This window comes from Vibrio sp. 3-2(1) (genome assembly GCF_963887575.1).
GTDB lineage: Bacteria > Pseudomonadota > Gammaproteobacteria > Enterobacterales > Vibrionaceae > Vibrio > Vibrio anguillarum.
On record NZ_CAWPGB010000013.1, the window covers coordinates 1 to 12522 of the forward strand.

At 45.7% G+C, this 12522-nt stretch carries 8 protein-coding genes and 1 pseudogene; all 9 read left to right on the forward strand.

Going from position 1 to position 12522, the window contains the following annotated elements; genetic code table 11:
- Positions 1 to 293 (forward strand): annotated as a pseudogene (gene tuf / locus AACQ79_RS07590) (elongation factor Tu); the annotation flags it as partial.
- Between the two features lie 253 nt (positions 294 to 546).
- Positions 547 to 927 carry a preprotein translocase subunit SecE gene (gene secE, locus AACQ79_RS07595; protein WP_026027616.1) on the forward strand — a complete coding sequence of 127 codons (381 nt, stop codon included), beginning with the start codon at positions 547 to 549 and terminating at the stop codon, positions 925 to 927.
- A gap of 12 nt (positions 928 to 939) precedes the next feature.
- Entirely contained in the window at positions 940 to 1488 is a 549-nt protein-coding gene (nusG, locus tag AACQ79_RS07600; protein ID WP_013857954.1) for a transcription termination/antitermination protein NusG, read from the forward strand.
- A gap of 133 nt (positions 1489 to 1621) precedes the next feature.
- Entirely contained in the window at positions 1622 to 2050 is a 429-nt protein-coding gene (gene rplK / locus AACQ79_RS07605; RefSeq protein ID WP_010318965.1) for a 50S ribosomal protein L11, read from the forward strand.
- A gap of 4 nt (positions 2051 to 2054) precedes the next feature.
- Positions 2055 to 2756 (forward strand): 50S ribosomal protein L1, encoded by a 702-nt coding sequence (rplA, locus tag AACQ79_RS07610; protein ID WP_096035909.1) that lies wholly within the window; start codon positions 2055 to 2057, stop codon positions 2754 to 2756.
- A gap of 288 nt (positions 2757 to 3044) precedes the next feature.
- On the forward strand, positions 3045 to 3533 hold the full coding sequence (rplJ, locus tag AACQ79_RS07615) for a 50S ribosomal protein L10 (protein ID WP_026027617.1): 489 nt from the start codon (positions 3045 to 3047) through the stop codon (positions 3531 to 3533).
- Positions 3534 to 3593: 60 nt separating this feature from the next.
- Positions 3594 to 3959 carry a 50S ribosomal protein L7/L12 gene (gene rplL, locus AACQ79_RS07620; protein ID WP_010318962.1) on the forward strand — a complete coding sequence of 122 codons (366 nt, stop codon included), beginning with the start codon at positions 3594 to 3596 and terminating at the stop codon, positions 3957 to 3959.
- Between the two features lie 252 nt (positions 3960 to 4211).
- Positions 4212 to 8240, forward strand: a complete 4029-nt coding sequence (gene rpoB / locus AACQ79_RS07625) for a DNA-directed RNA polymerase subunit beta (protein ID WP_010318961.1) — start codon at positions 4212 to 4214, stop codon at positions 8238 to 8240.
- 79 nt (positions 8241 to 8319) lie between these two features.
- On the forward strand, positions 8320 to 12522 hold the full coding sequence (rpoC, locus tag AACQ79_RS07630; RefSeq protein ID WP_013857949.1) for a DNA-directed RNA polymerase subunit beta': 4203 nt from the start codon (positions 8320 to 8322) through the stop codon (positions 12520 to 12522).

Below are 12522 nucleotides of genomic sequence, written 5' to 3' on the forward strand. Positions count from 1 at the left end.
CAATCACTCCACACACTAAGTTCGAGTCAGAAGTATACGTACTGTCTAAAGATGAAGGCGGCCGTCATACTCCGTTCTTCAAAGGCTACCGTCCACAGTTCTACTTCCGTACAACGGACGTAACAGGCGATATCTCTCTACCAGAAGGCGTAGAGATGGTAATGCCAGGTGACAACATCCAAATGGTTGTAGAGCTAATCGCTCCAATCGCGATGGATGAAGGTCTACGTTTCGCGATCCGTGAAGGTGGTCGTACAGTAGGTGCTGGTGTTGTTGCTAAAGTTATCGCTTAATTGCTGATTTAGCCGTTTAAATACGAATAGTATTTGACTAACGACTACCAAAAAGGGCATCATTTGATGCCCTTTTTCTGCACTAAATTTGGCCGTTGTCGATTTGTTGGTCGATAAAGCCAGTGCAAAGGATTTAAGATAGAGACATTTCTATCTTGATGAGTATGTATAGGTAGCTTTACCTGTGCTATGGATTTGCCCTGCAACAGCGGGGTTGTTGTCGTCTATGTTAAGACTTGTAACAGGTTGGTTTATGAAAGCAAACAATGCTGAAATTCCTGATAGCTCAAGTGCAGCAGACACATTTAAGTGGATTGTCACTTTTGCTCTGTTAGCTGCCGCTGTTGTGGGTAATTACCTGTATGGTGAAATGTCTGTAGTGCTTCGCGCTGCAGGTGTGGTTGCGCTGATTATTGCAGCACTCGGTGTTGCTGCGACAACCACAAAAGGAAAAGCGGCGATTGCGTTTGCGCGTGAATCTCGTATGGAAGTTCGCAAAGTGGTATGGCCGACACGTCAAGAAACCATGCAAACAACATTAATCGTTTTAGCTGTAAGTATCGTAATGGCTCTAGCACTTTGGGGCATCGACGGCATTATGGTTCGTCTTGTCGCTTTCGTGACTGGGGTATAGAGGGTTTAATACATGAGTGAAGCTCCTAAAAAACGCTGGTATGTAGTTCAAGCCTTCTCTGGATTTGAAGGTCGCGTAGCGCAATCGCTGCGTGAGCATATCAAGATGCACGCAATGGAAGAATTCTTCGGTGAAGTTCTTGTTCCAACCGAAGAAGTTGTTGAAATGCGTGCAGGTCAACGCCGTAAAAGTGAGCGCAAGTTCTTCCCAGGCTATGTATTGGTACAGATGCTCATGAATGATGAGTCCTGGCACTTAGTTCGTAGTGTTCCTCGTGTAATGGGTTTCATTGGTGGAACCTCCGATCGTCCTGCACCTATCACTGACAAAGAAGCCGATGCGATTCTTAATCGTCTAGAGAAAGCGAGCGAAGCTCCGCGTCCTAAGACGATGTTTGAAGCAGGTGAAGTGGTTCGTGTTAATGAAGGTCCATTTGCTGATTTCAACGGCACCGTTGAAGAAGTGGATTACGAGAAGAGCCGCATTAAAGTGTCAGTATCTATCTTTGGTCGTGCAACTCCTGTTGAACTTGAGTTTGGCCAAGTCGATAAGCTTGATTAAAAAAACACCTTTTAGGGTTGTTAAGGGCGTGAAATGTGATTATAATTTCGCGCCTTATTTACACGTCTTTATGACAAAGTAACCGGGGAGCTGATCAGCTGATTGGCGTTTGTACCCACATTTAGGAAATATCATGGCTAAGAAAGTTGAAGCTTATATCAAGTTGCAAGTTGCATCTGGTATGGCGAACCCAAGTCCACCAGTTGGTCCTGCACTAGGTCAACGTGGCGTTAACATCATGGAATTCTGTAAAGCGTTCAACGCAAGAACAGAATCAATGGAGAAAGGCTTGCCTACTCCAGTTGTTATCACTGTATACAGCGACCGTTCTTTCACGTTCGTAACTAAGACTGCTCCAGCGGCTGTTCTTCTGAAGAAAGCTGCAGGCATCAAGTCTGGTTCAGGCCGTCCAAACACTGAAAAAGTGGGTACGGTTACTGATGCTCAAATCCAAGAAATTGCAGAAGCGAAAGCGGCTGATATGACTGGTGCTGACATTGAAGCGATGAAACGTTCTATTGCGGGTACTGCTCGTTCAATGGGCTTAGTGGTAGAGGGTTAATATCATGGCAAAACTAACTAAGCGTATGCGCACTATCCGTGAGAAAGTTGACGCAACTAAAGAATACGAAATCAACGAAGCTGTAGCTCTTCTTAAAGAACTTGCAACGGCTAAATTCGTTGAGTCTGTAGACGTTGCTGTGAACCTTGGCATTGATGCTCGTAAATCTGACCAAAACGTACGTGGTGCAACTGTTCTGCCACACGGTACTGGTCGTGAAGTACGTGTTGCAGTGTTCACTCAAGGTGCAAACGCTGACGCGGCTAAAGCTGCTGGTGCAGATTTAGTGGGTATGGAAGATCTAGCTGAGCTAGTGAAGAAAGGCGAAATGAACTTTGACGTTGTTGTTGCTTCTCCAGATGCAATGCGCGTTGTAGGTCAACTAGGTACCATTCTTGGTCCTCGCGGTCTAATGCCAAACCCTAAAGTTGGTACTGTAACTCCTAACGTTGCTGAAGCGGTTAAGAACGCTAAAGCAGGTCAGGTTCGTTACCGTAACGACAAAAACGGCATCATCCACACAACTATCGGTAAAGTTTCTTTCGAAACTAACCAACTTCAAGAGAACTTAGAAGCTCTTCTAGTTGCACTTAAGAAAGCGAAACCTTCTTCTGCTAAGGGTACTTACCTGAAGAAAGTAAGCATTTCTACTACGATGGGTGCTGGTGTTGCTGTTGATCAGAACACGCTAAACGCTCAAGCGTAATAATACATTTGATTAGGTGTGGAATTTGTGTATAATTCTGCGCCTAATATTTGTGGTTGGGGCTGATTTTAGTTCTTAGAACTATGACCCAGTCTCCGTCCAAGACCGTAGGCGTTATTTGTCTGTTTGATAAATGACTTAATCGTACCTACGTAGATGGTGCCCGAACTGACAGAAAGCATAATTTATTTTTTGAATAGATAAACTTTCTTCTGGGACTGCACCGAAATAACTCTCACTGTTGTGATAATAGTGAGTGGTGTAACGACAACCAGGAGTAAATCCAAGATGGCTTTAAACCTTCAAGACAAACAAGCAATTGTTGCTGAAGTCAACGAAGCGGCCAGTGGTGCACTTTCTGCAGTTGTTGCTGACTCTCGTGGCGTTCAAGTAGGCGCGATGACTTCTCTACGTAAACAAGCTCGTGAAGCGGGTGTTTACATGAGAGTTGTTCGTAATACTCTAGCACGTCGCGCAGTGGAAGGCACAGCTTACGAATGTCTACAAGACGTATTCGTAGGTCCTACTTTGATCGCATTCTCTAACGAGCATCCAGGTGCTGCAGCGCGTCTTTTTAAAGACTTCGCTAGAGAGAACAAGCACTTTGAAATCAAAGCAGCTGCATTTGAAGGCGCATTAACTGACGCTGAACTACTAGCGACACTACCAACTTACGACGAAGCAATCGCACGCCTAATGATGTGCATGAAAGAAGCTTCTGCTGGCAAGCTGGTACGTACTATCGCTGCTGTCCGCGATCAAAAAGAAGCTGCGTAATTCGCATTGCTTTTTATTGTTTGCTAAATAAACTTATTGTTGACTTAAAAGAGAATTGTTATGTCTATTACTAACGAGCAAATCCTAGATGCAGTTGCAGAAATGTCTGTAATGCAAGTTGTTGAACTTATCTCTGCTATGGAAGAGAAGTTCGGTGTTTCTGCTGCAGCTGCAGTAGTTGCAGGTGGCCCAGCAGCAGCAGCTGTTGAAGAGCAAACTGAATTCGACGTAATCCTAACTGCTGCTGGCGCAAACAAAGTATCTGTAATCAAAGCAGTACGTGGCGCAACTGGCCTAGGTCTTAAAGAAGCTAAAGCTCTAGTTGACGGCGCTCCAGCTGCAATTAAAGAAGCAGTTTCTCAAGCAGAAGCTGACGCACTTAAGAAAGAGTTAGAAGAAGCTGGTGCGACTGTTGAAGTTAAGTAATTATTACTTAATTTCTTAGCCGCAAGGCTAATGGCTGGTGGTTTATTGACCACCGGCCTTTTTGCGCTGTAGGGTATGGGTGAATTTTCCCGCTGTTTAGACGCTTATACTCGTGCAAAAGCACACAAACTATCATTTTTGAGTGATGTTGTGTTACTACAGTAAACAGCTGTTAGTCACTGTCCTATGACCCTTTATTTTTGAATAATTGGTGGGCAGTTTGGGTCACTTATCAGCGAGCTGAGGAACCCCATGGTTTACTCTTATACCGAGAAAAAGCGCATCCGTAAGGACTTTGGTACTCGTCCACAAGTGTTGGACATTCCATACCTGCTATCGATCCAGCTCGATTCGTTCGACAAGTTTATCGAACAGGATCCTGAAGGACAATACGGTCTTGAGGCTGCTTTTCGTTCTGTATTTCCTATTCAGAGCTATAACGGCAATTCTGAGCTGCAATACGTTAGCTATCGTCTTGGTGAGCCAGTTTTTGACGTTAAAGAATGTCAAATTCGTGGTGTAACTTATTCTAAGCCACTACGCGTAAAACTACGCCTAGTGATCTTTGATAAAGACGCGCCAGCAGGTACTGTAAAAGATATTAAAGAACAAGAAGTCTACATGGGTGAAATTCCACTCATGACAGACAATGGTACCTTCGTAATTAATGGTACTGAGAGGGTTATCGTATCCCAGCTGCACCGAAGCCCAGGCGTATTCTTCGACAGCGATAAGGGTAAAACTCACTCATCAGGTAAAGTTCTTTATAACGCACGTATTATCCCTTACCGTGGTTCATGGTTAGATTTTGAGTTTGATCCAAAAGATAACCTATACGTGCGTATTGACCGTCGTCGTAAACTGCCTGCATCGATCATTCTTCGTGCACTTGGTAAATCGACAGAAGAGATCTTGGATCTGTTCTTCGAAAAAGTGAAGTTTGAAGTCAAAGACCAAACTCTTCTTATGGAGTTGGTACCTGAGCGCCTGCGTGGCGAAACAGCGTCATTTGATATTGAAGCAAATGGTACCGTTTATGTCGAAAAAGGTCGTCGTGTAACGGCTCGTCATATTCGTCAACTAGAAAAAGATAACGTTGATTTTATCGAAGTACCCGTTGAGTACATCGTTGGTAAAGTCGCTTCTAAAGATTATGTCAATGAAGCAACTGGTGAAGTCATCGTTAGCGCAAACCAAGAAATTAGCTTGGAAGCATTAGCGAATCTTTCACAAGCGGGCTATAAGAAACTTGAAGTTCTATTTACGAACGATCTTGATCATGGTCCATTTGTGTCTGAGACGCTCCGCATCGACAGTACGGTTGATCGTATTTCTGCACTAGTAGAAATCTACCGCATGATGCGCCCTGGCGAGCCACCAACAAAAGAAGCAGCCGAATCGCTGTTTGAAAGCCTATTCTTCTCAGAAGAACGCTATGACCTATCAACAGTAGGCCGTATGAAGTTCAACAGCTCAATTGAGCGTGAAGATGCCGGCGAGCTTGGTACGCTTGACGAAACTGATATCATCGAAGTGATGAAGAAGTTGATCGCCATTCGTAACGGCATTGGCGAAGTGGACGATATCGACCACCTTGGCAACCGTCGTATTCGCTCTGTTGGTGAAATGGCTGAAAACCAATTCCGCGTAGGTCTTGTGCGTGTTGAACGTGCAGTGAAAGAGCGCTTAAGCCTTGGCGATCTTGATGCGATCATGCCTCAAGATTTGATCAATGCGAAGCCTATCTCTGCGGCCGTTAAAGAATTCTTCGGTTCTTCACAGCTTTCTCAGTTTATGGACCAGAACAACCCACTTTCAGAAGTGACGCACAAACGTCGTATTTCTGCATTGGGTCCTGGCGGTCTAACTCGTGAGCGTGCTGGCTTTGAGGTACGTGACGTACACGTAACTCACTACGGTCGTCTATGTCCGATCGAAACGCCAGAAGGTCCGAACATCGGTCTGATTAACTCATTGTCAGCATTTGCACGTTGTAACGAATACGGTTTCCTAGAAACTCCGTACCGTCGTGTTGTTGATGGTGTGGTGACTGATGAAGTTGATTACTTGTCAGCTATCCAAGAAGGTCAATTTGTTATCGCGCAGGCAAACGCCATTCTGACTGAAGAAGGTACGTTTGCAGATGAGCTGATCACAGCTCGTCAAAAAGGTGAATCTGGTCTTCACCCTCGTGAACATGTTGACTACATGGACGTTGCGACCAACCAGGTCGTATCAATCGCCGCTTCGCTTATCCCGTTCCTAGAACACGATGATGCGAACCGTGCATTGATGGGTGCGAACATGCAACGTCAAGCGGTTCCAACGTTACGCGCTGAGAAGCCGTTGGTTGGTACTGGTATCGAACGTAATGTAGCGGTTGACTCTGGTGTAACTGCCGTTGCCAAACGTGGCGGTATGGTGCAGTCAGTTGATGCGTCTCGTATCGTAGTTAAAGTTAATGAAGATGAACTTGTATCTGGTGAAGCGGGTATCGACATCTACAACCTAACTAAATACACACGTTCGAACCAAAACACATGTATTAACCAACGTCCTACTGTGATGCCAGGTGAACCTGTAGCTCGCGGTGATGTCCTTGCTGATGGTCCTTCAACAGACCTTGGTGAGCTAGCGCTTGGCCAAAACATGCGTATCGCATTCATGCCTTGGAATGGTTATAACTTCGAAGACTCGATCTTAGTATCTGAGCGCGTCGTTCAAGAAGACCGTTTCACGACTATCCACATCCAAGAACTTTCTTGTGTGGCTCGTGATACTAAGCTGGGCTCTGAAGAGATCACAGCGGATATTCCAAACGTAGGTGAATCGGCTCTGTCTAAACTAGACGAGTCAGGTATCGTTTACATTGGTGCTGAAGTTAAGGGTGGTGACATCCTAGTTGGTAAAGTAACGCCGAAAGGCGAAACTCAGCTAACTCCAGAAGAGAAGCTACTACGTGCAATCTTCGGTGAAAAAGCCTCTGATGTTAAAGATACGTCATTGCGTGTACCAAACTCTGTTTCAGGTACCATTATCGATGTTCAAGTTTTCACTCGCGATGGCGTAGAGAAAGACAAGCGTGCGCTTGAAATTGAACACATGCAGCTAAAAGAAGCGAAGAAAGACCTTACTGAAGAGTTCCAAATTCTTGAAGGTGGTCTACTAGCGCGTGTGAAAGCTGTACTGATCAATGGTGGCTATTCTGAAGCGAAGCTTGATGCGATTGATCGTAAGAAATGGCTAGAACAAACACTAGAAAACGACGAGCTACAATCTCAACTTGAACAGCTTGCTGAGCAGTGGGATGAGCTAAAAGCTGACTTCGATAAGAAGTTCGAAGCGAAACGTCGCAAAATCACTCAAGGTGATGATCTAGCGCCTGGCGTTCTGAAGATTGTTAAAGTTTACCTAGCGGTGAAACGTCGTATCCAGCCTGGTGATAAGATGGCAGGTCGTCACGGTAACAAGGGTGTAATCTCTAAGATCAACCCTGTTGAAGACATGCCTTACGATGAAAACGGTCAGCCGGTTGATATCGTATTAAACCCACTAGGTGTACCGTCACGTATGAACATCGGTCAGATCCTTGAAGTTCACTTAGGTCTGGCTGCAAAAGGTATTGGTGACAAGATCAACCAAATGGTTAAAGAACAACAAGAGCTGTCTAAGCAGCGTGAGTTCTTACAGAAGGTTTATGATCTTGGCGATACGCGTCAGAAAGTAGATATTGCTGCTCTGTCTGATGGTGATGTTCGTACTCTTGTGAACAATCTTCGTGGTGGTTTACCGATTGCAACTCCAGTATTTGATGGTGCGTCAGAAGCATCAATCAAAGAACTATTAAGCCTAGCCGACCTACCAACTTCTGGTCAGCTAACACTGTTTGATGGTCGTACTGGTGATGCATTCGAGCGTCCTGTAACTGTCGGTTACATGTACATGCTCAAACTGAACCACCTTGTTGATGACAAGATGCACGCTCGTTCAACAGGTTCGTACAGCCTAGTAACTCAGCAACCACTTGGTGGTAAAGCTCAGTTCGGTGGTCAGCGTTTCGGTGAGATGGAAGTGTGGGCACTAGAAGCATACGGTGCTGCATATACACTACAAGAAATGCTTACTGTTAAGTCAGATGACGTTAACGGTCGTACGAAGATGTATAAGAACATCGTTGATGGTAACCATAGCATGGAACCTGGCATGCCAGAGTCTTTCAACGTATTGCTGAAAGAGATCCGCTCGCTAGGTATCAACATCGAGCTAGAAGACGAAGAGTAATCTTGGCGGTAAACCCTCTGGATTATCCTGGTAGAAAGGCGCTCGCCGAGCGCCTTTTAACTCCTTACAGGAGCTGATTGTGAAAGACTTATTAAACTTTCTAAAAGCACAGCATAAGACCGAAGAATTTGATGCAATCAAAATCGGTCTATCTTCACCTGACATGATTCGTTCATGGTCTTTTGGTGAAGTTAAAAAACCTGAAACGATCAACTATCGTACGTTCAAGCCTGAACGTGATGGTCTGTTCTGTGCGCGTATTTTTGGTCCAGTCAAAGACTACGAATGTCTTTGTGGTAAATATAAGCGTCTGAAACACCGTGGCGTGATCTGTGAAAAATGTGGCGTTGAAGTTACACAAACTAAAGTTCGTCGTGACCGTATGGGCCATATCGAGCTTGCATCACCGGTTGCTCACATCTGGTTCCTAAAATCGCTACCGTCTCGTATCGGTCTGCTAATGGATATCCCTCTACGTGATATCGAACGTGTTCTTTACTTCGAAATGTATGTAGTAACAGAGCCGGGTATGACGGATCTAGAAAAGAGTCAGATGCTTACTGAAGAAGAGTATCTTGACCGTCTAGAAGAGTGGGGCGATGAGTTCACGGCGAAGATGGGCGCAGAAGCGATCAAGGACCTATTGGGTTCAATGGATCTTGTCGCTGAAACAGAGATGATGCGTGAGGAGTTACAAACCACTAACTCTGAAACTAAACGCAAAAAACTGACTAAGCGTCTGAAGCTTGTTGAAGCGTTTATCAGCTCAGGTAATAACCCTGAGTGGATGATCCTGACTGTGCTTCCGGTACTTCCGCCAGATCTACGTCCTCTAGTACCACTAGATGGCGGTCGTTTTGCGACATCTGATCTGAACGATTTGTACCGCCGTGTGATCAACCGTAACAACCGTTTGAAGCGTCTTCTAGAGCTAGCAGCTCCGGACATCATCGTACGCAACGAAAAACGTATGCTGCAAGAGTCTGTTGATGCGCTACTTGATAACGGTCGTCGCGGTCGTGCGATCACAGGTTCTAACAAGCGTCCTCTGAAATCTCTTGCTGATATGATCAAGGGTAAACAAGGTCGTTTCCGTCAGAACCTACTTGGTAAACGTGTAGACTACTCAGGCCGTTCTGTAATCACAGTAGGTCCATATTTACGTCTGCACCAGTGTGGTCTTCCTAAGAAGATGGCACTTGAGCTATTTAAACCATTTATCTACAGCAAGTTAGAAACTCGCGGCATGGCCACGACGATCAAAGCAGCTAAGAAAATGGTTGAGCGTGAAGAAGCGGTTGTTTGGGATATCCTAGACGAAGTGATTCGTGAACACCCAGTACTACTAAACCGTGCACCAACACTGCACCGTCTTGGTATTCAAGCGTTCGAACCTGTACTGATTGAAGGTAAAGCGATTCAACTGCACCCACTTGTGTGTGCGGCGTATAACGCGGACTTCGATGGTGACCAAATGGCGGTTCACGTGCCTCTAACTTTAGAAGCACAGCTTGAAGCTCGTACACTGATGATGTCGACCAACAACATTCTGTCGCCAGCATCAGGTGATCCGATCATCGTACCTTCACAGGACGTGGTCTTGGGTCTGTACTACATGACTCGCGAAAAAATCAACGCGCAAGGTGAAGGTATGTACCTGGCTGGCCCTAAAGAGGCTGAGAAGGCATACCGTACTAAGACAGCGGCGCTACACGCACGCGTTAAAGTACGTATCACTGAAACCGTTGTTGATGAAGATGGTTACAGCACAACTGAGACTAAGATGGTCGATACGACTGTCGGTCGTGCCATGCTATGGCAAATCGTGCCTAAAGGCCTGCCATACAGCATCGTGAACCAGAAGCTTGGTAAGAAACAGATCTCAAATCTATTAAACGAAGCGTATCGTAAGCTTGGTTTGAAAGATACGGTCGTATTTGCTGACCAAATCATGTACACCGGTTTTGCTTATGCAGCACTGTCAGGCGTGTCAGTTGGTATCGACGACATGGTTGTGCCAGCAGCAAAATACACTGAAATTGCTGAAGCTGAAGAAGAAGTACGCGAAATCCAAGAACAGTTCCAATCAGGTCTTGTTACGGCGGGTGAGCGTTACAACAAAGTTATCGATATTTGGGCGTCTACCAACGACCGTGTTGCGAAAGCAATGATGGATAACCTATCTTCTGAAACCGTGATCAACCGTGATGGCGTAGAAGAACAACAAGAATCGTTTAACAGCATCTATATGATGGCTGACTCGGGTGCTCGTGGTTCTGCTGCTCAGATTCGTCAGCTTGCAGGTATGCGTGGTCTGATGGCGCGTCCAGATGGTTCAATCATCGAAACGCCTATCACAGCAAACTTTAAAGAAGGCCTGAACGTACTACAGTACTTTATCTCTACCCACGGTGCACGTAAGGGTCTAGCCGATACTGCACTTAAAACAGCGAACTCAGGTTACCTGACTCGTCGTTTAGTAGACGTTGCACAAGACGTTGTGGTGACAGAGCATGACTGTGGCACTCAAGAAGGTGTCGACATGATGCCTCATATCGAGGGGGGTGATGTTAAAGTTTCTTTAACTGAACTGGCTCTTGGTCGTGTTGTGGCTGAGGATGTGATGAAGCCAGGCACTGAAGAAGTACTTATCCCACGTAATACTCTGATTGATGAGAAGTGGTGTCAGATTATCGATGAAAACTCTGTCGATAATATGAAAGTACGCTCAGTGGTAACCTGTGATGCGGACTTCGGCTGTTGTGCGCTATGTTACGGTCGTGACCTTGCTCGTGGTCACCTAGTGAACCAAGGTGAGGCAGTCGGTGTTATTGCTGCTCAATCTATCGGTGAGCCGGGTACACAGTTAACGATGCGTACGTTCCACATCGGTGGTGCGGCTTCTACTGCTGCGGCAGAGAACAGCATCCAAGCGAAGAACAAAGGTTCTGTGAAACTTCACAACGCTAAGTTCGTTATCAACAAAGATAAGAAGCTGGTTATCACATCTCGTGCATCAGAGCTGACTATCATTGACGAATTTGGTCGCACGAAAGAAAAACACAAACTGCCTTACGGCTCTGTGTTGAGTAAAGGTGATAACGACGCGGTTGAAGCTGGTCAAACAGTGGCTAACTGGGAAGCTCACACCATGCCAATCATCACTGAAGTGGCTGGTCGCATCCAATTCGTTGATATGATTGATGGTGTAACGGTTTCTCGCCAAACAGATGACCTAACGGGTCTATCTTCAAGCGAAGTAACCGAAGCTGCCGCTCGTCCAGCAGCAGGTAAAGATATGCGTCCAGCTATCAAACTTGTTGATGCGAAAGGTAAAGATGTCATGATCCCTGGTACTGATATGCCAGCTCAATACTTCTTACCGGGTAAAGCGATCGTTAACATCGAAGATGGTGCTGAAGTTGGTATTGGTGACACATTAGCGCGTATTCCACAAAAATCTGGCGGTAACCGAGACATCACGGGTGGTCTACCTCGCGTAGCTGACTTGTTTGAAGCTCGTCGACCAAAAGAGCCTGCGATTCTTGCTGAGCACACAGGTACTGTGAGCTTTGGTAAAGAAACCAAAGGTAAACGTCGTCTAATCATCACTCGTGAGGGTGACGAAACTTATGAAGAAATGATTCCTAAGCATCGTCAACTTAACGTGTTTGAAGGTGAGAAGATCGAACGTGGTGACGTTATTGCTGATGGTCCTGAGACTCCGCACGATATCCTACGTTTACGTGGTATCCATGCTGTAACGTCTTACATCGCTAACGAAGTTCAAGAAGTTTACCGTCTGCAAGGCGTTAAGATTAACGATAAGCACATTGAAACTATCGTTCGTCAAATGCTACGTAAGTGTACGATTACTCATGCTGGCGACTCTGAGTTCCTAGCGGGTGAGCAAGTTGAATACTCACAAGTGAAAGTTGCAAACCGTAACCTAGAAGCCGAAGGCAAACAGCCTGCTCGTTTCGAGCGTGAGCTACTAGGTATTACTAAAGCATCTCTAGCGACTGAATCGTTCATCTCTGCGGCATCGTTCCAAGAGACAACTCGCGTACTAACAGAAGCGGCTGTTTCTGGTAAACGAGATGATCTTCGCGGTCTGAAAGAAAACGTAATCGTTGGTCGTCTGATCCCAGCGGGTACAGGTTTCGCTTACCACCAAGAGCGTCAAGCTAAACGTGCGGCACAGCTAAAAGGCCCGTCTGCTGAACAAGCGACAGATAACCTAGCGGCACTGCTAAACGCAGGTTTCTCTTCTGAAGAGTAA

Excerpts from the sequence above, each read along its gene's own strand:
- secE (WP_026027616.1), top strand. The coding sequence starts at position 547 with ATGAAAGCAAACAATGCTGAAATTCCTGATAGCTCAAGTGCAGCAGAC.
- nusG (WP_013857954.1), top strand. The coding sequence starts at position 940 with ATGAGTGAAGCTCCTAAAAAACGCTGGTATGTAGTTCAAGCCTTCTCT.
- rplK (WP_010318965.1), top strand. The coding sequence starts at position 1,622 with ATGGCTAAGAAAGTTGAAGCTTATATCAAGTTGCAAGTTGCATCTGGT.
- rplA (WP_096035909.1), top strand. The coding sequence starts at position 2,055 with ATGGCAAAACTAACTAAGCGTATGCGCACTATCCGTGAGAAAGTTGAC.
- rplJ (WP_026027617.1), top strand. The coding sequence starts at position 3,045 with ATGGCTTTAAACCTTCAAGACAAACAAGCAATTGTTGCTGAAGTCAAC.
- rplL (WP_010318962.1), top strand. The coding sequence starts at position 3,594 with ATGTCTATTACTAACGAGCAAATCCTAGATGCAGTTGCAGAAATGTCT.
- rpoB (WP_010318961.1), top strand. The coding sequence starts at position 4,212 with ATGGTTTACTCTTATACCGAGAAAAAGCGCATCCGTAAGGACTTTGGT.